Source organism: Arthrobacter sp. AIWTK1 (assembly GCF_056680535.1).
Genome location: NZ_CM155287.1, coordinates 4,306,206 through 4,328,314, shown reverse-complemented (window position 1 = coordinate 4,328,314; position 22,109 = coordinate 4,306,206). Strand labels below are relative to the sequence as shown.

Here is a 22,109-nt window from a genome sequence, read left to right as displayed (position 1 = left end):
GTCCGGGTCCAGGCTTCCGAGAAGTGCCGCCCTTCCGCCTCCGGAGAACATCCCCCGGTGACGGAGTTCTCCGTTCCCACCCAACGAAAGACTCCCGCCCGGACATGTCCGGGCGGGGGTCTTGTGCTGTTGGATCCGCTGCCGGCGTCGGCCGGCCGCGGGATTAGCGGGTCGAAGCGGTCTGCAGCGACTGTTCCATAGCGGCCCAGGCGGCGTAGCTGCCGTCAAGTTCGACGACGTCGTACCCGGCCCGGCGCAGCGCGCTGGCGGCTACGGAGTTCCGCACGCCCGACTGGCAGTAGGACACAATGGTGCCGGCGGTGGGCAGTTCATCCAGGTGCCACATGACGCGGCCGCCGCTGAGCTGGTACGAGCCCGGAACGTGCCCGGCCTTGTACTCGGTCTTGTTGCGGACATCCAGGACCATGGCGGCGTCGAAGCCCTCGAGTTCCTCGGGCTGGATCAGCTTCGGCGTGGAGGTGGGCAGCCCCTCGATGCCGGTCAGGTAGCCCGCCACGTTGTCGATGCCCACGCGGACCAGGTGGTCCCACATGTCCTGGGCCTGTTCCTGGTCCTTGGCCAGGAGCACCAGCGGGTTCTTGTCCGTCTCGGGGTTGACCACCCAGGCGCCGTAGCTGGCAACGGATTTGCCGGCCGGAACGTTCAGGGACCGGACCACGGTGCCCTGGTGGACCTCACCGTTGGAGCGGGTGTCGATGAAGGTCAGGGTGTCTTCTGCCAGGCTCCTTGCGACGTCGGCCGTGTCCAGTTCCTGCAGCGGGTCACGTTCGCCCATGACGGCGGGGCCTTCGCGGTTTTCGCGCTTCATGCGGCCGAAGTAGGCGTGTGCGTCCGGCTGGCCGTCGAGCAGTTCGTCGATGAATCCCTGCTCGTCGTTGGCGGCCAGGTACGGGCCCCACCAGGCGTACAGCCGCTCGTAGCCCACCGTGGAGGACGGGATGGCGCCGAGGGCCTTGCCGCAGGCGCTGCCGGCGCCGTGTCCCGGGTAAACCTGGACGAAGTCGGGCAGGGTCAGGAACTTGTCGCGCAGGCTGGCGAACAGTTGCTTGGCACCCAGGAATCGGGTGTCCACGCCGCCGGCGGCTTCGTCCAGGAGATCGGGGCGGCCGAGGTCGCCGGAGAAGACAAAGTCGCCCGAGAGCAGGTACCCGGCCTCGCTACTGAACGCGCCGTCCGTGATCAGGAAGGACAGGTGTTCCGGAGTGTGCCCCGGGGTGTGGAGCGCCTGCACGGTGATGTTACCGATGGTGATCTTGCTGCCGTCGAACAGGCGCTCGCCGTCGAAACCGTACTGCCAGTCGGGGCCGCCTTCGCCGGAAACATAGATCTTGGCCCCGGTGGCGGCCGCGAGTTCCCGGGTGCCTGAGAGGTAGTCGGCGTGGATGTGGGTCTCGGTAACGGCCACAATCTTCATGCCGTTGGCTGCTGCGAGGGAGCGGTAGGTGTCGATGTCACGGCGGGCGTCGACAACAACTGCCTCACCCTTCCGCTGGCAGCCGATGAAGTAGCTGGCCTGGGCGAGGTCTTCATCGTAGATGCGCTCGAGAAGCATGGGGTTCTCCTTCGTAAAAGTTTGTGGGGTTCCTGGGTGGCCCCCCGTTGGTCTACTCAAAATCATAATACCCCGGGGGGTATACCGCAAATGGCGTGGCGTTGTGGTTTTGGAACCGTCAGCGGGTGCTTCGGGCGCGCCATTTCGCCAGTTTCTCCAATACAGATCTCCAGCGTCCGGACGGAGGTTCGTCTGGCGCCGGCGGTGCATAGCTCACCGGATGGCCTTCCCGGTACCACTCCGCGATGCCGCCCGCGATGTTGACCGCGTCGTAGCCCTGGGCAGTGAGGAGTGCAGTGGCCTGGCTGCTGCGCTTGCCTGAACCGCACAGGACGTAAAGCGTGCTGTTCGGCAGGTCCTGTTGCCGGAACGGCAGTTCATCGAGGGGGATGTTCAGGCTGCCCGGGATATGGGCGACGGCATACTCGTCCTGACCCCGCACGTCCACCACCACCGTGCGGGGCCAGATTGCCGCCAGGCCGCCGGGCGTAATACTGCGCATCGGCTTCTGTGAATATTCGTCAGGACTGATGCTGCGCTGCCTGCGCGCGCAGTGCTGCCATATCGAGGTTCTTGACGCCCTGGATGACCTGCTCCAGCCCTGCCGCATTGAGCGCGCCTGGCTGGGAGAAGACGAGGGTCTTGTCCCGGAAGGCCATCAGTGTGGGGATGGACGTGATGCCGGCAGCAGCCGCCAACGCCTGCTCGGCTTCCGTGTCCACCTTGGCAAAAACGACGTCGGGGTGCTTCTGGGACGCTGCGTCGTAGGTGGGGGCGAACATGCGGCAGGGGCCGCACCAGCCGGCCCAGAAGTCGATGAAGACAATGTCGTTGTCCTCAAGCGTCCGGGCAAGCGATTCTTCCGTGATGTCGATGGTTGCCATGGCTGAATTCCTTACGTGTGGCCGGTGGGGCGGGGGCGGGGTTGTGGCTGCGGATGAGGCTGGCCGGTTAGGTGGCGGGGAGTCCTGCGCGGCTCCAGGCGATCATGCCGCCGGTCATTGTGTCGGCGCTGAATCCGGCGCCATTGAGGGCATCTGCCACGCGGGCGCTACGGTTGCCGCTGCGGCAGACGACGATGACGGGAACGCCGGGGTCCAGCTCGGACAAGCGGGCCTGCAACTGCCCCATGGGGATGTGCAGGGCGCCGGGGATCATGCCTTCGGCGACTTCGAAGTCTTCGCGGACATCGAGGATTTGTGCGCTGGCGCGCCGTTGCTCAGTTTCGGTGACGGTGATTTCTGCCATGACTGGGTTCCTTTCCGGAGTGTGGGTGAATGTTTAGCGGTCAGGCTGTGACGGTGCTGGCCGTAACCCAGGCGGCGACGGCGAAGATCAGGACGGCGAACGAGATGCGGACGTGCTTGTCTTTGAGCAGACGGGCCAGCCGGGCTGCGGCGATTGAGCCGAGGATGGCCGGTACCGTGAAGGCCAGGACTGTGGACCATTCGATGGTGAAGCCGGCGGCGTGTGCCCCGAAGCCTGCGGCGGAGTTGATGACAATAATGGCCAGGGAGGAAGCGACGGCCTGCTTCATGCGCAGTCCCAGGAAGAGCGTGAGGGCCGGCGTGATGAGGAATCCGCCGCCAACTCCCAGCAGGCCCGTCAGGAAGCCGACCAGCAGCCCGACTCCGACGGCCTTGGGAGCGCAGGAGCGGAAGGCCCGCGCGGGGCCCGTGCTGCAAGATCCCTCTACTTCGTTGGTGCGCATCAGCATACGAACGCCGGCAACCACCATGATGCCCGCGAATGCCAGCATCAGTACGTTGGGATCCAGCAGCCGGCCCACGGCCGCGCCTCCCCACGCGGCCGGGATGCCGGCGGCCCCGACCAGCAGCACGACTGGCCAGTTGATGCCTTCCCGGAACCGGGGCAGAAGTGCTGCCAGCGACGAGAGGCCAACCACCAGCAGGGAGGTGGGGATGGCCTCCGCGGGGCTGAGGCCCACTCCGTACACCAGAGCAGGGACGGCGATGATCGATCCGCCGCCGCCGACCACGCCGAGGACTATCCCGACGAGTAGCCCCAATGCCAGAGCTGAAATCATGCCGCCTGCGCCCGGTTCTGGTCGGTCTGCACCCCGGCCGCGGGCAGCTGCAGGATAGCGGATTCGCGGGTGGGTTCCTTAGCCGCCTTGTTCCACGGCATCGCGGAGAGGGCCTGGCCCATGGCGCAGGTGTTGGTCGCTGCGGAGAATGTCAGGCCCGTGCCGATAGCTCCTGCGAGCAGGCGGATTTTGGGTGAGACGAATTTGCCTCCGGCCAGGCCAAGCACCACCAGGGAGCCGGCTGCCAGCCGGACCTGGCGCTCCAGGTCCCAGCGGGCCTTGCCGCGGACAACGTTTCCACCGGCTGCAGCGAAGCCCGGCACGCCGCCGGTCAGGACGTAAGCGGTGCCGATGCCTGCGCCGCCGAGGCGCTGCCGTGCCTGCTCAGCCCGTGCGCCGGACTGGCAGACCAGCACAACACGGCTTCCCAGCCGGGTGGCCAGTTCGTCCGTGTGCTCGGAAAGCAGCGGGAGCGGAACGTTGTACGAACCGCGGATGTGCAGGGATTCGAATTCCGCGGCCGATCGTACGTCGATCACCACGAGGTCCTTGTGTTCCTGAAACCAGGTCTGCAGCGTTTCCGGATCCAGGGCGGTGACTGCGGGGGCGGCCGGTGAAGCGGAGGAGGAGGCCGAAGCGGAGGGGCGTGTCATGGATGTCCTTTCGAGACGGATCAGGTAGAGCTGAATACCCCACCGAGTATTGCAGATACCCCTAGGGGTAGTCAAAAACACCCCCGGGGGTATATTCTGGAGTACATAACAACCCTTTATCCGGAGGCATCATGGAACTCGATTCAACCGACCTCGCACCGGTCATCAACAGGCTCAAGCGGGCTCAGGGGCAGCTGGCCGCGGTGACCCGGATGCTCGAAGAAGGCCGCGAGTGCAAGGACATCGTCACCCAGCTCGCCGCAGTTTCGAAGGCGCTGGACCGTGCGGGATTCGCCATCATCGCCAGCGGACTTGAGCAATGCCTCGTCCGCAAGGATGCGAGCATGGACACGAAGGACCTGGAAAAGCTCTTCCTGTCCCTGGCCTGACCCGCACCCGTGCTCTAATTCACTAACGCCCATCACTGAACCGTCCGGCCTGACCGGACCCCAGTCGAGGAGACAAGATGACGTACACCCACACCGTGACCGTCCCGCTATCCTGGAGCGACGCCGTGGAGCGGACTCGTGAGGCGCTCGCCGGACAGGGATTCGGCATTCTGTCCGAAATCAATGTCCGCGCGACCTTCGAAGCCAAGCTTGGCCAGGACGCTGCCGAAGCGCTCGGAGACTACGTCATTCTGGGCGCCTGCAACCCCGCCCTGGCCAGCCGCGCGCTTGCCGCCGAGCCGGACCTCGGCGCGCTGCTGCCCTGCAATGTGGTGGTGCGACGCGGCCGGGACGCGGACATGACAACCATCCAGGCCATTGATCCGCAGACCATGGTGCAGCTCAGCGACAGTCCCGCCGTTGCGGAAGTAGCCAACGACGCCGATGCCCGGCTGCGTGCAGCGCTGGCGGTTCTGGAGGCGCAGGAGGCCTCGCGCTGAGCGGCTTCCGGCGCCGGGCCTGGTTATTTTCGTCACGGTTTCTGCGTCCTGCCGCAATCCTGGTTTCCCGGGCCCCATACTGAGATTGACGCGGTGATGTCCGGCGCCCGGCCAGTCAAGAGGAAGAGCATTGAACACTGTGATGTCCGTAGTGACAAACGAGTATTTCCCTGCTGCGGCGGTGCTTTTTGGAGTAGTCCTTTTTTGGACGGTCGCCTTCTTCGGGGGCCTGTCACTCCTGAGCACCAACCAGCCGCCCATTGCCACACTCACCTGGCTGCTTTTCGTCTACACTGCAGCGGTTCTTTCGCCCCTCGCGGGACTGCTGGCCGCGGTGGACCTCGTCCGCCGCTGGTGGCGGAACCGCTCCGCGCGTGCAGCCGGCCGCGTGGCCGGAACCAAGTCCGCCTAGCCCAACCAAGGGAAAACGGGTAGCGTCCACTCGCACGCGGCGGGGTGTAATCTCCTAAAATTGTTATGGGGCCGGCGGCGAAAAGCCCGCTGAGACCCGGGCTGTCCCCAGTCGCCGTCGGCCCTTCCCCACGGCGTAATCACGCTGTGGGATGGGGTGCCGGGCGGTCTTCGCGTGGGTCGGAGGAGGCATTCTGACGCGTGCCTGTTCCGGCCCGCCTGTTTAGGCAGCCAGCCCCGTGTCCACGGGCAGTCCGCTCAGGCGCCATTCGAGCATGCCGTCGTTCAGCCTGAGGGCGCTGCGGCCCGTGGAGTGCAGAAAGTCCACCGCTTCGTAGGCGAGCACGCAGTAGGCTCCGCGGCAGTAGGCAACAATCTCCCTGCCGGGCGGCAATTCGCCGAGCCGGCTGCTGAGCTCTTCCAGCGGTATCGACAACGCGCCGGGGATGTGGGCCGCGCGATACTCCTCCGCGGGGCGGACGTCGAGCACGGTGACGGTTCCGGCCCCGACCTGAGCCAGAAGGTCCTCCCTGGTCATTTCCGCAGGCTGCCCCGCGGTGCTCTCGGCATCGTTTCCCGTGAGGCCAAGGTAGTCCGCGCGCTTTTGTTCGACGTCGGCCACGCGCGAGCGGGCGACGCTGCGCACCAGGCTGTACAAGGCGGCAACATCCGGCCCTGCCAGGTCGTAGAAGATCCGGGCGCCGTCCCTTCTGGTGGCCACCAGGCCTGCCTGCTTCAGGGCCTGCAGGTGGGCCGAGGCGGTGCTCAGGCCGAGTCCCGCCGCCGCAGCGAGGGACTCGACGCTCCGTTCGCCCTGGGCCAGGAGATCGATCAGCTCCAGGCGCTTACCGTGGCCCATTGCCTTCCCTACCTTGGCGAACTGCTCGAACAGTGCTGCCTTCTTCGCGCGGTCACCCATACGTACCTCCAACATTCCATGTAATACTGGAATTATATCATTCCACGTTTTCGTGGAATGCCAGACTAGCCGCGCGCAGCTCCCCGTGGAAAGCAGCGCCCGCCCAAGCAAGGAATGCAGACCCATGACCTCAGGAATCACCGCCCCGAAACCCCGGTCCGGCACGAGGGATGCCATAACGCTGGGGCTGCGGCAGAATCTCGCCCAGTTCATGATCCTGGTGGCAGTCAACGCACTGGTCGGCGGGACGCTGGGCCAGGAGAGGACCGTCCTGCCGCTCCTGGCCGGCGAAGTCTTCCAACTGGACCTCTACACCAGCGCCTTGACGTACATCCTGGCGTTCGGCGTGGCCAAGGCAGCCACGAACTACTTCGCCGGAACGCTGTCGGACCGCTACGGGCGCAAGCCGGTCCTGGTGGCAGGCTGGCTGGTCGCGCTGCCCGTCCCGCTGATGCTGATCTTCGGGCCGACGTGGGGGTGGATCGTCGCAGCCAACATCGTCCTCGGCATCAGCCAGGGACTGACCTGGTCCACCACTGTCATGATGAAGATGGACCTGGTGGGCCCGTCCCGCCGTGGCCTGGCGATGGGCCTCAACGAGGCGGCCGGATACCTCGGCGTCGCCGGGACCGCCCTGGCCACCGGCTACATTGCCTCCACCTACGGGCTTCGTCCCGGCCCCTTCCTGCTGGGTGCCGCATTTATCGCCGTCGGCCTGGGGCTCTCAGTCCTCACTGTGCGCGAAACGCACCACCATGCCAGGGCCGAGGCCGCCAACCACGTCTCGGTCCATGAGGGGGCCCACGCGCAGCTGAGCAACCGCGAGGTCTTCACCCTGACGAGCTTCCGTGACAAGTCCCTGTCCTCCGTCAGCCAGGCGGGCATGGTGAACAACCTGAACGACGGTCTGGCCTGGGGTCTTCTCCCCGTCCTCTTTGCGGCCGCCGGGCTGACGATTGAACGCATCGGCATCCTTGCGGCGGTGTATCCGGCGGTGTGGGGCGCCGGACAGCTGGTGACGGGGGCGCTGTCCGACCGGATCGGGCGCAAGCCCCTGATCGTAGGAGGCATGCTGGTGCAGGCGATTGCGCTCGGCATGGTCGCCTTTGGTGCCGGCTTTGAAACCTGGCTGGCCGCGGCGGTGTTGCTGGGGGCGGGCACGGCCATGGTCTACCCGACGCTGCTTGCCGCCATTGGCGACGTTGCCCACCCTGAGTGGCGGGCCAGGTCGGTGGGGATCTACCGGCTGTGGCGCGACGGCGGCTTTGCCGTGGGCGCCCTGCTGTCCGGAATCATTGCCGACGCATACGGCATCCCTGCGGCAGTCGTCGTCGTGGCCGTCCTGACCGGAGTGTCCGGTGTGGTGGTGGCAGTGCGCATGCGCGGCGCAGACCACAAGCCCGCCCGCCGGACCGCGGGTGAACCTTTCCACGACTGACCGGCTGCGATATTCTGGCTTCGGGTTATGCAGGCAGCCCGTGGATTCTTCCGTGAGGATTGCCCATGGGCCCGAAAATCCACGGCGTCAGAGGCCGCTTTGCCGGCATTGCCGAACGGCGCGTCTTCAAGTCCTACTCCTCATTGTCGTCCGTTCCCACCGACGAACTCGAGGCCCTGGCCGGCTTCTTGACATCCAGCGGCAACACTCCAGGCCCCAACCACTCCGGCCTCGTGCGGCCGGTGGTCATGGCCGAACTGGCGCGCCGGAAAGAGGCCGGGCATAAAGGGCGGCGCCGCCCGGACGCCCCGGCCCACTAGGCCCGCCCGGCCCAGTAGCCCCGCGCGGACGCCCGGCGCACTGGCCCGGCCTATTCGGATGCTCCGACACCCCACAGCGCTTTGCGGAGCAGTGCCTTCAGCTGGGCCGACTCCGCCGCGGGCAGGCCGTCGAGGACTTCCGCTTCAGCCTTTCGTGCAGCTTCGCTGGCCTGCTCGAGCAATTTTCCTCCCTTGGCCGTTGCCGTCACGGTCTTTGCCCGGCGGTCCTGCTTTCCGGGCGCCCTCGCCACCAGGCCGCGCTTCTCCAGCTCATCCACCAGGGCCACAATCTGGCTGGGGTCCAGGCTGAGGAAGTCGGCCATTTCGCGCTGCGTCGGCTCCAGTCCGCTGTTTGCCAGGATCAGGACGGAGTACGAGCGCTCCTTGAGGTCGAATTCGGCCAGTGCCCTGTTGTTAACAACGGACCCTGCGGCGTGCAGCTTGGCCAGCAGAAATCCGAGGTCCTGGCTGATGGACGCGGCGACCAGCTTGTGGGTCTGCCCGGTCTGCTGACCGTCCTGTGTCTCGATCGTCATGTCCCACTCCAATAATCTTCAAAACAAATCGTTGACATTTTCAACTATACGTAATTTCATGGATACAGAACAGCATCCCACGTTGATGGCCGGGATGCACAAGGTCAGCTAGCAAAGGAGCAGCCATGAGCCTGTCAGGCAAAGTAGCAATCGTCACCGGAAGCGGCAGGGGCCTCGGCCTCGCCTACGCCAGGGAACTGGCCCGGCAGGGCGCCGCCGTCGTCATCAATGACGTCGACGCCGACGTGGCTGCGGAAGCGGTCCGGACCATCGAGGCCGACGGCGGGAAGGCCGCCGCCGTCGTCGCTCCCGTCGGCAGCACGGAAGTTGCCAAGCAGCTGGTGCAGGCGGCCGTTGCGGAGTTCGGCCGCCTCGACATCCTGGTCACCAACGCCGGCATCCTGCGGGACAAGAGCCTGCTGAAGATGACCGACGAGGACTTCGACGCCGTCATCAACGTCCACCTCCGCGGCACCTTCACCTGCGTCCGCGAAGCGTTCGCGTACTTCAAGGAGAACGGAATCGCCGGCCGCATCATCACCATCGGCTCGCCCACCGGGCAGCGCGGCAACTTCGGCCAGACCAACTACGCCGCTGCCAAGGCGGGCATCGTGGGCATGGTCCGCACCTGGGCGCTGGAAATGAAGAAGGCCGGGGTGACCGCCAACGCCGTCATCCCGGTGGCGGCCACGGCCATGACCAAGACTGTCCCGTACTTCCAGAAAGCGGTGGAGGCGGACGAACGCGGGGAGGCCATGCCAGCCTTCTTCCGCCACGAGCTCGGTTTCGGAACGGCCGACGACGTCTCCGGGCTGGTCGCGTTCCTCGCCTCCGATGAGGCGGCCGGCATTACCGGCCAAGCGATCGGTGCGGGCGGCGACCGGCTTCAGCTCTGGACCCACCCGGAGGCCGCGGCCACCGAATACCGCGAGGGCGGCTGGCGTTACGAGGACCTCGTGGCGAACTTCGGCCCGCTCTTCGGCGGCAAGCTGCAGAGCGTGGGCGAGGAATTCCTGCCGCTGCCCGAGGACCTGAAGCCGGAGGCGCAGCCTGCCGCAGCGCCCGTAAAGGTGGGCTAAACATGGCCGCCACCCGCTACGAGCTTGGCATCGATGCCGCCACGCTGGACGCGATCGACATGCACGTCCACCTCGAAGTGGACGGCCACGGCCACGAGTCACTCCCGCCGGCACTCACCGAGGCCTCGGCAAAGTACTTCAAGTCCGAGGACCGCACACCGTCGCTGGACCGCATCGCCGAGGTCTACCGGGAACTGAACATGGCCGCCGTCGTATTCACCGTGGACGCGCGGACCCAGCTGAAGCACGAACCCAACAGCATCGAGGACCTGATCGCCGGCGCCGCCCGGAACAATGACGTGCTGATCCCGTTCGGCAGCGTGGATCCGCGCACCGGGGCCGAGGCCATCCAGGGTGCCAAGCGCCAGGCCGTGGACCTGGGCGCCCGCGGCTTCAAATTCCATCCCAGCCTGCAGGGCTTCGACCCCTCGAACGAACAGTTCTATCCGTTGTGGGAAACACTCCAGGAACTGGGCCTGCCCGCCATCTTCCACACCGGCCAGAACGGCATGGGCGCCGGCCTTCCCGGCGGGTACGGCATCAAGCTGGCCTACTCCAACCCGCTCCTGCTGGACGCCGTGGCCGCGGACTTCCCGGAACTGCAGATCATCATGGCGCACCCGTCCGTGCCATGGCAGGACGAGGCAAACTCCATCGCCACGCACAAGGCCAATGTGTTCATCGACCTCTCCGGCTGGTCGCCCAAGTACTTCCCGGAGTCGCTGGTGCGTATGTCCAATTCAGTGCTGCAGGACAAGGTCCTGTTCGGCACCGACTTCCCGCTCATCACGCCGCAGAAATGGCTCGCCGCGTTCGCGGACCTGCCGTTGAAGGATGAGGTCCGGCCCAAAATCCTCAAGCACAACGCAGTGCGCCTGCTCGGACTGGGCGGCTGAGATGAGCGTCACCACCGCTGAGCAGACCCCTTCTGCCGAAAAGACCCGGCTCTACGGCGTCTGCGACTATTACGACGCCGAGTCCCTCCTCACGGCGGACGAGCGCCGCGTGCTGGGCAGGCTGCGGAGCTTCCTGGACCGGGAGGCGCAGCCCCTGCTGGCCGATTACTGGGAGCGTGGCGAGTTCCCGCAGCAGCTGGCGCAGCCGCTGATCGACCTGGACATGATGGAACCGGCGGAACTGACCGGTGGTCCTGGTACGGACCGCCACCAGGCCCGCGGCATCTACCAGGGCTTCCGGATCTTCGAACTGGCCCGCACTGACGCCTCGCTGGCCACCTGGTACACGTCCCAGGCCGGGCTCTTCCGCACGGCCATCCGGGTGGGGGCCTCACCGGAGCAGCAGGCCGAATGGATGCCGAAGGTCATCGACTTCTCCCTCAAGGGCGTCTTCTCCCTCACCGAACCGGACTCCGGTTCGGACATCGCCGGAGGGCTGTCCACCACCGCCCGGAGGGACGGGGACTCATGGGTCCTGAACGGCGCCAAGCGCTGGATCGGCGGAGCAGTCAGCGCTGACGTTCTGGCGGTCTTCGCCCGGGACCAGGAAGACGGCCAGGTGAAAGCCTTCCTGGTGGACCGCGAGGCGGACGGCATGACGCTGGAGAAGATCCACCGCAAGACCGCGCTGCGGATGATGCAGAACGCCCACATCACCCTGGACGGCGTCCGCGTGCCGGAATCCATGCGGCTGCACAACGTGAACTCCTTCAAGGATGTGGCAGCGATGCTCCGGGCCATGCGTTCGGACGTCGCCTGGATCGCCACCGGCATCCAGGCCGGTGCGTTCGAAGCCGCCCTCCGCTATGTGACGGAACGCCGGCAGTTCGGCCGCCAGCTGGGATCCTTCCAGCTGGTCCAGGAAAAACTGGCCCGCATGCTAGGAAACCTCACGTCCTCCCTGTCCCTGGTGGTCCGGCTGACTGAACAGCAGTCCAAGGGCATCTACCGTGACCAGGACTCCGCCCTGGCCAAGATGCAGACGTCCCTGCTGATGCGCGAGACCGTGGCGCTTGCCCGCGAAGTGGTGGGCGGCAACGGCATCACCCTGGAAACGGACGTGGCCCGCTTCCATGCCGACGCCGAAGCCGTCTACTCCTACGAAGGCACCCACGAAATCAACGCGCTCATCGTGGGCCGGGCCCTCACCGGCGAAAGTGCGTTCACCCGCTAACGCGGCACCAGCCGGACTGCGCTTACTGAACAGCGACAACTGAACCAAACAGCAACCGAAACCCGACGGCGGCAGCACTGCACCGGCGTCGTACTTCCGCAACTCCAAATACAACCCCAGGAGGCTCACATGCCCAATCTCGTCGTCGACTTCGACAAACTGCTCACCCTCGCCGGAACCGACCTCGGCGTGACCGAATACCGCGAAATCACGCAGGAACAGATCAACAAGTTCGCCGACGCCACGGGCGATGACCAGTGGATCCACGTGGATCCGGAGCGCGCCAAGGACGGCCCGTTCGGCGCCCCGATCGCCCACGGCTTCCTCACGCTCTCCCTGATCATCCCGTTCTGGGGCGAGCTGTTCGACGTCGACGGCGTCACCACCAAGGTGAACTACGGCCTGGACAAGGTCCGCTTCACCTCGCCGGTGAAGGTGGGCTCGCGGATCCGCATGCGGGCCACCATCGCCGAAGTCACCGAGGTCAAGGGCGGCGCCCAGATCAAGGTGTCCAACACCATCGAGATCGAGGGCCAGGAGCGCCCCGCCGTCGTGGCCGAATTCCTGGCCCGCTTCTACAAGTAAGCATCACGTAACACACCCCCCCCTTTGTCCCTCTGTCCTAAAGGAACAGCCATGTCTGGACTCACTCAGCTTCAAGCCATGGGCACGGCCGAACGCCGCAAGGAAGCGCGCACGGTCATCGCCTCCAGTTATCTGGGCAGCACCATCGAGTACTACGACTTCCTCCTCTACGCCACGGCCGCCGCGGTCGTCTTCCCCAAGGTGTTCTTCTCCGGGATGGACGACTGGGTAGGCGTGGTGGCCGCCTACGGCACCTTCGCCGCCGGCTACGTGGCACGCCCGCTCGGCGGGGTCATCTTCGGCCACTTCGGCGACAAGCTGGGCCGCAAGGGGATGCTCATCGTGTCCATGCTGGTCATGGGCGTGGCCTCCACCCTGATCGGCCTGGTCCCGGGCGCCTCCGTGGCGGGGCCGTGGGGCGCCGTGATGCTGGTGGTCCTGCGCGTCTTCCAGGGCATCGCCGTCGGCGGTGAATGGGGCGGTGCCGCCCTGATGGCGCTGGAACACTCGGAGTCCGGCAAACGCGGCTTCGCGGCGTCGTTCGTGAACGCCGGTGCCCCGACCGGCGCTGTGCTGGGCACGTTCATCATGGGCGCGTTCTCATCACTGCCGAACGACCAGTTCCTCGCCTGGGGCTGGCGGGTTCCCTTCCTGCTCTCCTTCGTGCTGCTGGGCGTGGGCATGTTCGTCCGCCTCAAGGTCTCCGAGAGCCCCATTTTCAAGGCCGCCCTCGAGCAGGAAAAGCGCGAACAGGCCGAAGGTGCGCGGGCGGAAGGCACAAACGGAACGGGCGGCACCGCCCCGGTCCGCCGTGAAATTCCCCTCCTCCAGGTGCTCCGCCGGCCCAAGACGCTGATCTTCACCATGCTGGCCGGGGCCGCGGGCTTCGCATTGCAGGTGGTGCTGGCAACGTTCGCGGTGACCTTCGCCGTCTCCAAGGGCGCCGACCGACAGGGCGTGCTTTACGCTTACGCGGCGGCTTCCCTGGTCTCCATCGTCTTTGTGGTTATGGGCGGGCGGCTTTCGGACAAGGTGGGCCGGCGGCCGGTGATGGTGGGCGGGCTCGTGGTGTTCATCGCCTACCTTGTGCCGATGTTCCAGCTGCTGTCCTCCAACAACATCATGCTGATCTTCGTGGCGTTCGCCGTGGGCCTGATGATCCACTCCATGCTGTTCGGCCCGCTCGCGGCCTTCGTTTCCGAACAGTTCGGCACCACCTCGCGGTACACCGGCGCTTCGCTGGGCTACCAGCTGGCAACCCTGCTCGGCGCGGGCTTCACGCCCGGCATCGTGGCGCAGATCTTCAAGGATTCCGGCCAGAACACCGGTTCGGTGGTCTGGTACCTCGCCATCATGTCCGTGGTGTCGATCGTCTTCATCCTGCTGACCCGGGAACCCAAGAACAACGATCTTCAGTCCGTCCGGCCCTGATTCCGCCGCCAGGGACTACCGTCTAAATAGAAAGGACTTGCCATGGAAAATTTTGGCATCGGCTCGTGGCTGCAACGGCGCCGCCCGAAGTCGGGCAACAGGCCAGCAATCATCGCCGGAGACCGGGAGGTCAGCTACGAGCAACTGGCGGAACGCTCCGCCCGGCTCGCCAACGCCTTCCGTGACCGCGGCGTGGCTCGCGGGGACCGGGTGGCCTACCTGGGGGAGAACCATCCGGCCTTCCTGGAGACGCTCTTCGCCTGCGGCACCCTGGGCGCCATCTTCGTCCCGCTCAATACGAGGCTGGCACCCCCGGAAATCCAGTTCCAGCTGGAGGACTGCGGCGCCGTGCTGCTGGTGCACGCGGCGAGCCTCTCGGACCTGGCGGTCCGTGGCGCGGCAGGGACTGCGGTGGGTGGCCGGATCGCCGTCGACGACGTCCCTGTGACAGGAAATCACCACAAAACCGGAAATCACGACGGCGGTGCTGCCCCTGCGGCGGATAAGCCGGCGGCGGCAGTGGAGGACTTTGAGGCTGTGGTGGCGTCCGGCGCGGACCGCCCCATCGATGAACCGGTGGCACTGGACGACGGAGCCATGATCCTCTACACCTCCGGCACCACGGGCCGCCCAAAGGGCGCCCTGCTGACCCACGGGAATGTCACGTGGAACGCCATCAACGTCATCGTGGACTTCGATTTCTCCTCCACGGACGTCGCGCTGATGATTTCCCCGATGTTCCACGTGGCCTCTCTTGATATGGGGGTCCTGCCGACGCTCCTCAAAGGCGGAACGGTCATCCTCGAATCCAGGTTCGACCCCAGCCGCGTCCTGGCCCTCATCGAGCAACACCGCGTGACGACCATGAGCGGGGTCCCCACCACGTATCAGCTCATCTGCGAACACCCCGCGTGGGCAACCACGGACCTCAGCTCGCTGAACAAGCTCACCTGCGGCGGCTCCGCGATTCCCCTGCGGGTACTCGCCGCTTACGAGTCCCGAGGCCTCCAGATCGGCACCGGCTACGGCATGACCGAAACCGCCCCTGCAGCAACGGTCCTCCCGGCGGCGCGGTCCCGGGACAAGGCCGGATCGGCAGGCCTGCCGCACTTCTTCACGGACGTCCGGATCGCGGACCTGGCTGATCCCGGCGCCGGCCCGGCGGAGCCTGGCACGGTCGGGGAGATTCAGATCAAAGGCCCCAACGTCATCCACGAATACTGGAACCGGCCCGACTCGACGGCCGATTCCTACACCGCGGACGGCTGGTTTAAGTCCGGCGACATGGGCTACAAGGACGGCGACGGCTTTGTGTTCATTTCGGACCGGCTCAAGGACATGATCATCTCCGGCGGCGAGAACATCTATCCGGCCGAAGTGGAGCAGGCTATCACCGAGCTGGACGCCGTGGGCAGCGTGGCCGTGATCGGCGTGCCGGACGAGAAGTGGGGCGAAGTGCCGCGTGCCGTGGTGCTCCTGCGGGAAGGGGCGCAGCTGAGCGAAGAGCAGCTACGGGCCCACCTGGACGGCCGGCTGGCCCGGTACAAGATACCGAAGTCGGTGGTGTTCGTGGACGAGATGCCCCGGACGGCGAGCGGCAAGATCCGGAAGGCGGACCTGCGGAAGCTGACCCCCGCAAACGGCCAGCTGCAGTAGCGCGAACGGACAGTTGCGGCCCCGGGGGCGGGCGCGGACGGACAGTTGCGGCCCCGGGGGCGGGCGCGGACGGACAGTTGCGGCCCCGTCCCCGGACCGGGAATAATCTTCGTAGCTAGAGACTTGAGTCAATTGCACTCAACTTTACCTACGGAGGGTACATGCCAACGTTTTTTGGACCTGCCGGTACCGGCAGCGGTTCGTTTGACGAGTTCCTTGCGCGCTACCTGCAGGGCCAGCGCGCGGCCCGGTCCGGGCGCCCCACGGACATCACCCGGCTGCTGAGCCGCCGCACCCACGAGGTGCTTTCGCTCGCCGGTCAGTTCGCCGTGGACCTGGGACACGGTGACGTGGATGCCCTGCATATCCTGCGGACGATGGCCGGGGCGGAACCGGCCATCGGTTACGTGCGCCGCGCCGGGTCTGACCCCGCGGCCGTGGCCAAGGCCGCGGAAGAACGCCTGCCGGAGAAGTCCGGCCGGCCGGCGGCTAGCGCTCCGGCGCTGACGCCGTCCGCCCAGCGCGCACTGCTGGACGCCTACCAGGTTGCCCGGGCATTCGGATCCACGTACATCGACCCGGAGCACCTGTTCTTCGCCCTGGTGCTGAACCAGGATGCCCCCGCCGGGCAGGTGCTCGCGGCGGCCGGCGTCACGCCCGAGTCCTTCCAGGCCGGCGCGCGCGAGGCTGCCGGCACCGAGCCGTCCGGAGCCGGCACCCCGGACGCTGCGGCATCCGCGCACGGTCCGGGCGCCGCTTCGGAGACTCCGACGCTGGACACCTACGGGACGGACCTGACGGCCCTGGCGCGCGAAGGCCGCCTGGATCCGGTCATCGGGCGCTCCGATGAGACGGCACAGACCATCGAGGTCCTTGCCCGGCGCACCAAGAACAACCCCGTGCTGATCGGCGAAGCCGGCGTGGGCAAGACGGCCATTGTGGAAGGCCTGGCGCAGGCCATTGCCGCCGACACCGTGCCGGAGCAGCTCCGCACCAAGCGGGTCATTTCGCTGGATCTCCCGGCCATGCTTGCAGGGACCCGTTACCGCGGCGACTTCGAAGAGCGCCTGACCAAGGCGATGGACGAAGTCACCGCAAACCCGGGCCGGTTCATCCTGTTCATCGACGAGCTCCACACCGTCATCGGTGCAGGCGGCGCGGGCGAAGGCGGCATGGATGCGGGCAACATCCTGAAGCCGAGGCTGGCCCGCGGCGAACTTCACGTGGTGGGCGCCACGACGCTGAACGAATACCGCAAGGTGGAAAAGGACCCCGCCTTCGAGCGCCGCTTCCAGCCCGTGCAAGTGGGTGAGCCCGCCATCGAGGATGCCGTGCAGATCCTTTCCGGGCTGCGCGAACGGTATGAAGAACACCATGGTGTCCGCTACACCGACGAGGCGGTTCGGGCCGCCGTCGAACTGTCCGCCCGGTATGTGACGGACCGGTTCCTTCCCGACAAGGCGATCGACCTTATTGACCAGGCGGGCGCCAGGCTGAGCCTGAAACTCGGCTCCCGGCAGGATGCTGCCTCCCTGCGCGAGCGGCTGGCGGTGCTCGAGGACTCGAAGAACGCGGCGATAGCTGCGGAGGCCTTCGAGGAAGCCTCCCGGCTGCGGGACGAGGCGAAGGCGCTGAAGGAAAAGCTCGACGGCGGCGCGGCCGGCCAGGAAGCCCCCGGCGCCGAGTCCGCCGTCGTGGGTGAAGCGGAGATCGCAGAGATCATCTCCCGCGCAACGGGCATCCCGGCGAGCCGGATCACCGAGGGTGACCGGGAACGCCTGGCCCGGCTGGAAGAAGACCTGCACCAGCGGGTTATCGGCCAGGAGGATGCCGTGAGCCTGATCGCGAAGTCAGTTCGCCGCAACCGCACGGGCATGGGCGCCGCAGGCAGGCCGATCGGGAGCTTCCTGTTCCTGGGCCCCACCGGCGTGGGCAAGACCGAACTCGCCAAGGCCCTGGCGGGATCGCTGTTCGGCAGCGAGGACTCCATGATCCGCTTCGATATGAGTGAGTTCGGCGAACGGCATACGGTGAGCCGACTCGTGGGTGCCCCTCCGGGGTATGTGGGTTACGACGAGGCCGGGCAGCTGACCGAGCGGGTGCGGCGCAATCCGTACTCGATCGTGTTGCTCGACGAGGTCGAGAAGGCCCACCCGGATGTGTTCAACCTCCTCCTGCAGGTTCTCGACGACGGGCGGCTGACGGACGGCCACGGGCGCACTGTGGACTTCCGCAACACGGTGGTCATCATGACCTCGAACCTCGGCTCGGAGTTCCTGGCCAGCAAGGCGGGACCCACCGGGTTCACTGCGGCCGGTGAAGGAAGCGCGTTCGGCTCGGAGAAGGCCCTGCGGGACCGCGTCCTGGCGCGGCTGCGTGAATCGATGCGGCCGGAGTTCCTCAACCGCATCGACGAGATCGTCCTGTTCCGCAAGCTCGACCAGGCCCAGTTGCGGCAGATCGTCCGCCTGATGCTGAACGACACCGAAGCCCGCCTGCGCTCGCAGGGCATCGGACTGGTGGTCGGCGAGGACGCGGTGGACTGGATCGCCGAGCGGGGCTACGAACCCGAGTACGGTGCGCGGCCGATGCGCCGTGTGATCCAGCGCGAACTCGATGACCGGATCGCCGATCTGCTGGTGGGCTCAGGCCTGGCAGCCGGGGGACAGGTCATCGTTTCCGCCGACGGGCCGGAGCTGGTGGTGGCTGCCGGCAGCCCGGAGGTGCTGCTGGCCGCTTAAGGGGGAGCAGCGCGAACGGACAGTTGCGGCCCGGCCGGCGACGCATGACGCGTTGCAGGCCGGGCCGCGTGCTGCCTCAGTCGATGACGGCCGGCGTCAGTCGATGAGGAAGATCCGGATCAATACATGGTCCGGATGCCTTACGCCGGTTCCCACCGCCAGGCGTGCGTTAAGCCATTCCCATTCAGGAGCGGCTGTTGTGAGCCGGGGCCAGCAGCGGAAATAGATGCAGGCGGCGTCGACGGTTTCGCCGCGGTTGAGCCGGGCAATATCCCCGGCATTACCGTGGCGCAGCGCTGAATTGTGCACGTAGATACGGTGGCCGTCCGTGGTCTGCAGCACGTAGCGGGCGTCCAGCTCCGTCAGGGTGGCTGTCCGCAGGAGCTGGTAATCATACTGAGCGCGCAGTTACTGAGCGCGAACGGACACTTGCGGCCCTGGGCGTGCGGGCCCCGCTCCTAGTGGATCAGCGCCAGCATGACGCCCACGGCCACGAAAAGCACCCCGAACGTCCTGTTCAGGACCCTCTGCCCGTGGGCATCGTGCGTGAACCGCTGGAAGGACTTGGCCGCGGCGGCGAAAAAGAACCACATGACCAGAATGTCGATCACCACAACCGTGGCGGTGAGCACCAGGTACTGGGGCAGCAGCGGCTGCTCCGGCCGGATGAACTGCGGCATAAAGGCCAGGAAGAAGACCACGGCCTTGGGGTTCAGCAGGTTCACCCACAGTCCCCGGCGGAACATGGACCCGGCCGGTTCATTCCGGAGCTCGGTCGCCTTCTCCTGGTCCAGGTCCGGCTTGTGCAGGAACTGGCGGATGCCCAGATAGACGAGGTAGGCGGCGCCGGCGTAACGGATCACGTTGAACGCCACCGGCGAGCTGGCCACCAGGACGCCGACGCCGAGTGCCACGATCACCACGTGGATCACCAGCGCCGCCTGCTGCCCCAGGATCCCCCAGATGGAACGCCGGAAGCCCGAGTTCAGCGAGTTGCTCATGGTGTTGATGGCACCCGCTCCGGGGGTGAAACTGATCAGGACGCCGGCGCCGGCCAGGGCCAGCCAAAGGGAGGGTTGCACCCATCCAGTTTACGGGTGTTGGCCTGAGGGGCGGACGCCGTAGCTGAGGATCATGTTCCCCTTGCTGGTCCGCTGCGAATCCTGCAGCTCCAGTCGCGTCACCGGATCCCCGTCCTCGAACAGCCGCCGCCCACTTCCGGCAATGACCGGGTGCACCATGAGCATCAGCGAGTCGAGCAGCCCCGCGAACAGGAGTTGCCGGGTCAGCGAGATGCTGGCGAACACGGCAATCTCGCCGCCGTCGGTGTTCTTTAGATTGGCTACGAACTCCTCCAGCGGGGCGTCCATAAGCCGGGAATTCTGCCACTCGAGTTCGCCCGAAAGAGTCCTGGAGGCCACGAACTTCTGCAGCGGATTGATGAATGCGCCAAACCCGGCGTCGGCCGCCGCGCCGGGCCAGTAGCCCGCCCACTGCTCGTAACCCACCCGGCCCAGGAGTCCGGTGTCCACCCGGGCCATCATTTCGTTCATGCCGGCGCCGAGTTCGTCGTCGAAACTGTCGAACTGCCACAGGTTGGGGGCTTCAACCACTCCGTCCACGGAGTAGAAAAGGCCGGCCGTCAATGTGCGCATGGTGATTCTCCTCGCTGGTGGTCTTCTTGCATCCTAGGTGCGGATGGGCCAGCGGGGAACGGGTGCGGCGACTTCCGAGCAGACACGGCAACTCAGTCACATTTTCCGAACATTGAGTGCACCCAGTGAGTCATGGTGCACGGAAGGTCATCGTGGCCGGGGTACTGGTCAAAGTAGTGATGAGCCCCGGCAGACATGTACCCGGTTTCGTCCTGGCCAAAGTGCCCGATCATGCGGAACCCGCGCTGCGCCGCCACGCCCTCAAGCTTCTTCGCCTCAAGGTGGATGGGATCCTGAGGGGAGTAGTCGCGCTCTGTCCATGTTCCGGCATGGGCGATCGCAAAGTATTTTGTCCATTCAGGGTCCAGCGCAGCCAGGACTGCATCGAAATGGGGTTCCAGCGATCCGGTGAATTCTTCACTGACAACCTCTACGCGGTCCAGCTGCATGTGGGCATCCAGGCCAACCACCACGAGCCTGGGGAGCACGATTCCTTCCCGGACAATGAATGGCCGGGCCAGGATCTCGAGGTCAAAACCTGCTTGAATAATCATTCTCTGAGGCTATGGCCGGCTCTGCTCGCGATCCACGGGATTTTGCCCTATGTGGATATCACGCCACACCCGTAATTGGACGTGTCGAACCTAAGCCCGCGCAATGACCTCGCCGTTGGGAATTAGGAACCAGCCGTCCTCTGTGGAACCCCAGCGGTGCCATCCGGCAGAAATCCTGGCCAGGTCGGCGGCGTTGGCGAAGCCGTATTCCAGGGACTGGTCCGCGAAGGCCGAGTGGAGTACGCGCTCGCCCCACACCCGTGCCTGCCACCGGCGCTGCTGGCCCGTGGCGTACAGCCAGTTGCTGCTGGTGGGTGCCACGTCCGTAAACCCGGCCGCTTGCGCCCAGGAGACCAGCCGGCGCCCGGCGTCGGGTTCCGCGCCGTTGCGGCGCGCAATGCGCTGGTACAGCTCCATCCATTCGTCCAGTTCCGGGATGTCCGGGTACCAGCTCATGCCGTGGAAGTCGGCGTCGCGCACCGCCACGATGCCCCCGGGCCTGGCCACGCGGCGCATCTCGCGCAGGGCTTCCACCGGATCCGTCAGGTGCTGGAGCACCTGGTGGGCGTGGACGACGTCGAACGTTTCGTCGTCGAAGTCCAGGTCGTAGATGTTCCCGGCCACGAACTCGACGTTCTCCACCCCGCGTTCGGAGGCAAGGGCAGCGGCGTGGGCGATGACATCCGGGGAGCGGTCCAGCCCGGTGACGTGTCCCGGTGCCACGAGGACGGCGAAGTCGCAGGTGATGCTGCCCGGCCCGCAGCCCACATCCAGCACGGACGTGCCCGGGGCGAGGTAAGGAAGCACGAACGCGGCGGAATTCTCCGCGGTCCGGGAGGCATGGGCGCGGACCACGGACTCGTGGTGTCCGTGCGTGTACACGTCTTCAGGCTGCTGCGCACTCATAAGGAAACGCTACCGCTCCGGCGGGAAAATGCGCGGCAATCGAGGGGAGGAAATCGGGCGGTTATTCCGGCCCCAACGCTGCCGGTCCCGACGCTTCCGGCCCGGCCGTTTCCTGGGCTGCGCGGATGGTCGCCTGGGTCATGGACTCCATGAAGCGTGCCGCCACCTCAAGCTCTGCGGGGGTGAATTCAGCCATCGCGGCGCCCATGTGGCGGGCCAGCGGGAGGAACATGGCGCCGCCGTCGCGGTAGGCCTTGGGTGTCATGCGGAGCTGGACCTGCCGGCGGTCGGAGCCCAGCCGCTCGCGGATCACGTGGCCGGACTGGTCCAGGCGGTCGATCAATGCTGTGGTGGCGGGGGAGCTGAGGTGGAGTTCCTTCCGCAGCACGCCGGGTGTGACCACCGTGCCTTTGGCGGCATGCCGCATGATGACGGCAAGGGCGTTCAGGTCCGTGCGGTGCATATCATTCCGTCCGCCTGCTGTGTCCACATACCGGTTGGCTTCCAGCGTGAACTCCTGAAGCAGCAACACGAGCGCCGGGGGGCCGCCGGGAGTGCGGACTGCGTCGTCGTCTGCCATCCCTGC

The 22,109-nt window shown here is 66.3% G+C and carries 26 protein-coding genes; 12 read left to right on the top strand and 14 right to left on the bottom strand.

Annotated elements, in window-relative coordinates:
- Positions 1 to 163: 163 nt before the first annotated feature.
- The 6 genes from AC1MDG_RS19855 to AC1MDG_RS19830 all read right to left on the bottom strand — a co-directional run bounded on the left by AC1MDG_RS19855 (position 164) and on the right by AC1MDG_RS19830 (position 4,273).
- Positions 164 to 1,573, bottom strand: a complete 1,410-nt coding sequence (locus AC1MDG_RS19855) for an MBL fold metallo-hydrolase (protein ID WP_479806287.1) — start codon at positions 1,571 to 1,573, stop codon at positions 164 to 166.
- Between the two features lie 118 nt (positions 1,574 to 1,691).
- Complete coding sequence (locus tag AC1MDG_RS19850) at positions 1,692 to 2,075, bottom strand: rhodanese-like domain-containing protein (RefSeq protein WP_479806285.1); 384 nt, start codon at positions 2,073 to 2,075, stop codon at positions 1,692 to 1,694.
- A gap of 19 nt (positions 2,076 to 2,094) precedes the next feature.
- Positions 2,095 to 2,457, bottom strand: a complete 363-nt coding sequence (locus tag AC1MDG_RS19845) for a thioredoxin family protein (RefSeq protein WP_043485056.1) — start codon at positions 2,455 to 2,457, stop codon at positions 2,095 to 2,097.
- A gap of 67 nt (positions 2,458 to 2,524) precedes the next feature.
- Positions 2,525 to 2,821: a rhodanese-like domain-containing protein gene (locus tag AC1MDG_RS19840; protein WP_479806282.1), complete on the bottom strand. Its 297-nt coding sequence runs from the start codon at positions 2,819 to 2,821 to the stop codon at positions 2,525 to 2,527.
- Positions 2,822 to 2,861: 40 nt separating this feature from the next.
- Positions 2,862 to 3,620, bottom strand: a complete 759-nt coding sequence (locus tag AC1MDG_RS19835) for a sulfite exporter TauE/SafE family protein (protein WP_479806280.1) — start codon at positions 3,618 to 3,620, stop codon at positions 2,862 to 2,864.
- The gene (locus tag AC1MDG_RS19830; RefSeq protein ID WP_479806278.1) at positions 3,617 to 4,273 is read right to left on the bottom strand and encodes a rhodanese-like domain-containing protein; all 657 of its coding nucleotides are present in this window, start codon (positions 4,271 to 4,273) and stop codon (positions 3,617 to 3,619) included. The genes AC1MDG_RS19835 and AC1MDG_RS19830 overlap by 4 nt, the downstream gene beginning before the upstream one ends.
- A gap of 131 nt (positions 4,274 to 4,404) precedes the next feature.
- On the opposite strand from AC1MDG_RS19830, the gene AC1MDG_RS19825 reads away from it, so the two are divergent.
- From AC1MDG_RS19825 to AC1MDG_RS19815, 3 genes are all read left to right on the top strand, one after another.
- On the top strand, positions 4,405 to 4,662 hold the full coding sequence (locus AC1MDG_RS19825; RefSeq protein ID WP_043485049.1) for a metal-sensitive transcriptional regulator: 258 nt from the start codon (positions 4,405 to 4,407) through the stop codon (positions 4,660 to 4,662).
- A gap of 77 nt (positions 4,663 to 4,739) precedes the next feature.
- Positions 4,740 to 5,162 (top strand): DUF302 domain-containing protein, encoded by a 423-nt coding sequence (locus AC1MDG_RS19820; RefSeq protein ID WP_479806276.1) that lies wholly within the window; start codon positions 4,740 to 4,742, stop codon positions 5,160 to 5,162.
- 142 nt (positions 5,163 to 5,304) lie between these two features.
- Positions 5,305 to 5,574, top strand: a complete 270-nt coding sequence (locus AC1MDG_RS19815; protein ID WP_235347461.1) for a hypothetical protein — start codon at positions 5,305 to 5,307, stop codon at positions 5,572 to 5,574.
- A gap of 222 nt (positions 5,575 to 5,796) precedes the next feature.
- Here the strand turns inward: AC1MDG_RS19815 and AC1MDG_RS19810 are convergent, their stop codons facing one another.
- Positions 5,797 to 6,492 carry an ArsR/SmtB family transcription factor gene (locus AC1MDG_RS19810; RefSeq protein WP_479806274.1) on the bottom strand — a complete coding sequence of 232 codons (696 nt, stop codon included), beginning with the start codon at positions 6,490 to 6,492 and terminating at the stop codon, positions 5,797 to 5,799.
- Positions 6,493 to 6,616: 124 nt separating this feature from the next.
- Between AC1MDG_RS19810 and AC1MDG_RS19805 the strand changes: the two genes are divergently transcribed.
- Together AC1MDG_RS19805 and AC1MDG_RS19800 are read left to right on the top strand one after the other, a co-directional pair.
- On the top strand, positions 6,617 to 7,930 hold the full coding sequence (locus AC1MDG_RS19805; RefSeq protein WP_479806272.1) for an MFS transporter: 1,314 nt from the start codon (positions 6,617 to 6,619) through the stop codon (positions 7,928 to 7,930).
- 65 nt (positions 7,931 to 7,995) lie between these two features.
- Positions 7,996 to 8,250, top strand: coding sequence for a hypothetical protein (locus tag AC1MDG_RS19800; protein ID WP_479806270.1), 255 nt, complete (start codon positions 7,996 to 7,998; stop codon positions 8,248 to 8,250).
- A gap of 50 nt (positions 8,251 to 8,300) precedes the next feature.
- On the opposite strand, the gene AC1MDG_RS19795 is transcribed toward AC1MDG_RS19800, so the two are convergent.
- Positions 8,301 to 8,786 carry a MarR family winged helix-turn-helix transcriptional regulator gene (locus tag AC1MDG_RS19795; protein ID WP_479806268.1) on the bottom strand — a complete coding sequence of 162 codons (486 nt, stop codon included), beginning with the start codon at positions 8,784 to 8,786 and terminating at the stop codon, positions 8,301 to 8,303.
- Positions 8,787 to 8,911: 125 nt separating this feature from the next.
- Here AC1MDG_RS19795 and AC1MDG_RS19790 point away from each other — a divergent pair, with 125 nt between their 5' ends.
- The 7 genes from AC1MDG_RS19790 (at position 8,912) to AC1MDG_RS19760 (ending at position 18,408) form a co-directional block, all read left to right on the top strand.
- Positions 8,912 to 9,865, top strand: a complete 954-nt coding sequence (locus AC1MDG_RS19790) for an SDR family NAD(P)-dependent oxidoreductase (RefSeq protein WP_479806266.1) — start codon at positions 8,912 to 8,914, stop codon at positions 9,863 to 9,865.
- A gap of 2 nt (positions 9,866 to 9,867) precedes the next feature.
- On the top strand, positions 9,868 to 10,761 hold the full coding sequence (locus AC1MDG_RS19785) for an amidohydrolase family protein (protein ID WP_479806264.1): 894 nt from the start codon (positions 9,868 to 9,870) through the stop codon (positions 10,759 to 10,761).
- A 1-nt stretch (position 10,762) separates the two neighbouring features.
- Positions 10,763 to 11,995 carry an acyl-CoA dehydrogenase family protein gene (locus AC1MDG_RS19780; protein WP_479806262.1) on the top strand — a complete coding sequence of 411 codons (1,233 nt, stop codon included), beginning with the start codon at positions 10,763 to 10,765 and terminating at the stop codon, positions 11,993 to 11,995.
- A gap of 129 nt (positions 11,996 to 12,124) precedes the next feature.
- Complete coding sequence (locus AC1MDG_RS19775; RefSeq protein WP_003798928.1) at positions 12,125 to 12,580, top strand: MaoC family dehydratase; 456 nt, start codon at positions 12,125 to 12,127, stop codon at positions 12,578 to 12,580.
- 51 nt (positions 12,581 to 12,631) lie between these two features.
- A complete protein-coding gene (locus AC1MDG_RS19770; RefSeq protein WP_479806259.1) occupies positions 12,632 to 14,011 on the top strand; it encodes an MFS transporter in 1,380 nt (459 codons plus the stop codon).
- Positions 14,012 to 14,053: 42 nt separating this feature from the next.
- Positions 14,054 to 15,667: an o-succinylbenzoate--CoA ligase gene (gene menE, locus AC1MDG_RS19765; RefSeq protein WP_479806257.1), complete on the top strand. Its 1,614-nt coding sequence runs from the start codon at positions 14,054 to 14,056 to the stop codon at positions 15,665 to 15,667.
- A 161-nt stretch (positions 15,668 to 15,828) separates the two neighbouring features.
- Positions 15,829 to 18,408, top strand: a complete 2,580-nt coding sequence (locus AC1MDG_RS19760; RefSeq protein ID WP_479806255.1) for an ATP-dependent Clp protease ATP-binding subunit — start codon at positions 15,829 to 15,831, stop codon at positions 18,406 to 18,408.
- A gap of 96 nt (positions 18,409 to 18,504) precedes the next feature.
- Here the strand turns inward: AC1MDG_RS19760 and AC1MDG_RS19755 are convergent, their stop codons facing one another.
- The 6 genes from AC1MDG_RS19755 to AC1MDG_RS19730 all read right to left on the bottom strand — a co-directional run bounded on the left by AC1MDG_RS19755 (position 18,505) and on the right by AC1MDG_RS19730 (position 22,103).
- Positions 18,505 to 18,750, bottom strand: coding sequence for a DUF3237 domain-containing protein (locus AC1MDG_RS19755; protein WP_479806253.1), 246 nt, complete (start codon positions 18,748 to 18,750; stop codon positions 18,505 to 18,507).
- A 116-nt stretch (positions 18,751 to 18,866) separates the two neighbouring features.
- A complete protein-coding gene (locus tag AC1MDG_RS19750; RefSeq protein ID WP_479806251.1) occupies positions 18,867 to 19,490 on the bottom strand; it encodes a LysE family transporter in 624 nt (207 codons plus the stop codon).
- Between the two features lie 9 nt (positions 19,491 to 19,499).
- The gene (locus AC1MDG_RS19745) at positions 19,500 to 20,063 is read right to left on the bottom strand and encodes a dihydrofolate reductase family protein (RefSeq protein ID WP_043485014.1); all 564 of its coding nucleotides are present in this window, start codon (positions 20,061 to 20,063) and stop codon (positions 19,500 to 19,502) included.
- 92 nt (positions 20,064 to 20,155) lie between these two features.
- Entirely contained in the window at positions 20,156 to 20,617 is a 462-nt protein-coding gene (locus tag AC1MDG_RS19740) for a hypothetical protein (protein WP_479806248.1), read from the bottom strand.
- A gap of 90 nt (positions 20,618 to 20,707) precedes the next feature.
- Positions 20,708 to 21,523, bottom strand: coding sequence for a methyltransferase domain-containing protein (locus tag AC1MDG_RS19735; protein ID WP_479806246.1), 816 nt, complete (start codon positions 21,521 to 21,523; stop codon positions 20,708 to 20,710).
- Positions 21,524 to 21,584: 61 nt separating this feature from the next.
- On the bottom strand, positions 21,585 to 22,103 hold the full coding sequence (locus tag AC1MDG_RS19730; protein WP_479806244.1) for a MarR family winged helix-turn-helix transcriptional regulator: 519 nt from the start codon (positions 22,101 to 22,103) through the stop codon (positions 21,585 to 21,587).
- Positions 22,104 to 22,109 lie beyond the last annotated feature (6 nt).

What these genes read in the sequence shown, in the direction of transcription:
- AC1MDG_RS19855 (WP_479806287.1), bottom strand. Translation starts at nt 1,573, where the DNA reads ATGCTTCTCGAGCGCATCTACGATGAAGACCTCGCCCAGGCCAGCTAC.
- AC1MDG_RS19850 (WP_479806285.1), bottom strand. Translation starts at nt 2,075, where the DNA reads ATGCGCAGTATTACGCCCGGCGGCCTGGCGGCAATCTGGCCCCGCACG.
- AC1MDG_RS19845 (WP_043485056.1), bottom strand. Translation starts at nt 2,457, where the DNA reads ATGGCAACCATCGACATCACGGAAGAATCGCTTGCCCGGACGCTTGAG.
- AC1MDG_RS19840 (WP_479806282.1), bottom strand. Translation starts at nt 2,821, where the DNA reads ATGGCAGAAATCACCGTCACCGAAACTGAGCAACGGCGCGCCAGCGCA.
- AC1MDG_RS19835 (WP_479806280.1), bottom strand. Translation starts at nt 3,620, where the DNA reads ATGATTTCAGCTCTGGCATTGGGGCTACTCGTCGGGATAGTCCTCGGC.
- AC1MDG_RS19830 (WP_479806278.1), bottom strand. Translation starts at nt 4,273, where the DNA reads ATGACACGCCCCTCCGCTTCGGCCTCCTCCTCCGCTTCACCGGCCGCC.
- AC1MDG_RS19825 (WP_043485049.1), top strand. Translation starts at nt 4,405, where the DNA reads ATGGAACTCGATTCAACCGACCTCGCACCGGTCATCAACAGGCTCAAG.
- AC1MDG_RS19820 (WP_479806276.1), top strand. Translation starts at nt 4,740, where the DNA reads ATGACGTACACCCACACCGTGACCGTCCCGCTATCCTGGAGCGACGCC.
- AC1MDG_RS19815 (WP_235347461.1), top strand. Translation starts at nt 5,305, where the DNA reads ATGTCCGTAGTGACAAACGAGTATTTCCCTGCTGCGGCGGTGCTTTTT.
- AC1MDG_RS19810 (WP_479806274.1), bottom strand. Translation starts at nt 6,492, where the DNA reads ATGGGTGACCGCGCGAAGAAGGCAGCACTGTTCGAGCAGTTCGCCAAG.
- AC1MDG_RS19805 (WP_479806272.1), top strand. Translation starts at nt 6,617, where the DNA reads ATGACCTCAGGAATCACCGCCCCGAAACCCCGGTCCGGCACGAGGGAT.
- AC1MDG_RS19800 (WP_479806270.1), top strand. Translation starts at nt 7,996, where the DNA reads ATGGGCCCGAAAATCCACGGCGTCAGAGGCCGCTTTGCCGGCATTGCC.
- AC1MDG_RS19795 (WP_479806268.1), bottom strand. Translation starts at nt 8,786, where the DNA reads ATGACGATCGAGACACAGGACGGTCAGCAGACCGGGCAGACCCACAAG.
- AC1MDG_RS19790 (WP_479806266.1), top strand. Translation starts at nt 8,912, where the DNA reads ATGAGCCTGTCAGGCAAAGTAGCAATCGTCACCGGAAGCGGCAGGGGC.
- AC1MDG_RS19785 (WP_479806264.1), top strand. Translation starts at nt 9,868, where the DNA reads ATGGCCGCCACCCGCTACGAGCTTGGCATCGATGCCGCCACGCTGGAC.
- AC1MDG_RS19780 (WP_479806262.1), top strand. Translation starts at nt 10,763, where the DNA reads ATGAGCGTCACCACCGCTGAGCAGACCCCTTCTGCCGAAAAGACCCGG.
- AC1MDG_RS19775 (WP_003798928.1), top strand. Translation starts at nt 12,125, where the DNA reads ATGCCCAATCTCGTCGTCGACTTCGACAAACTGCTCACCCTCGCCGGA.
- AC1MDG_RS19770 (WP_479806259.1), top strand. Translation starts at nt 12,632, where the DNA reads ATGTCTGGACTCACTCAGCTTCAAGCCATGGGCACGGCCGAACGCCGC.
- menE (WP_479806257.1), top strand. Translation starts at nt 14,054, where the DNA reads ATGGAAAATTTTGGCATCGGCTCGTGGCTGCAACGGCGCCGCCCGAAG.
- AC1MDG_RS19760 (WP_479806255.1), top strand. Translation starts at nt 15,829, where the DNA reads ATGCCAACGTTTTTTGGACCTGCCGGTACCGGCAGCGGTTCGTTTGAC.
- AC1MDG_RS19745 (WP_043485014.1), bottom strand. Translation starts at nt 20,063, where the DNA reads ATGCGCACATTGACGGCCGGCCTTTTCTACTCCGTGGACGGAGTGGTT.
- AC1MDG_RS19740 (WP_479806248.1), bottom strand. Translation starts at nt 20,617, where the DNA reads ATGATTATTCAAGCAGGTTTTGACCTCGAGATCCTGGCCCGGCCATTC.
- AC1MDG_RS19735 (WP_479806246.1), bottom strand. Translation starts at nt 21,523, where the DNA reads ATGAGTGCGCAGCAGCCTGAAGACGTGTACACGCACGGACACCACGAG.
- AC1MDG_RS19730 (WP_479806244.1), bottom strand. Translation starts at nt 22,103, where the DNA reads ATGGCAGACGACGACGCAGTCCGCACTCCCGGCGGCCCCCCGGCGCTC.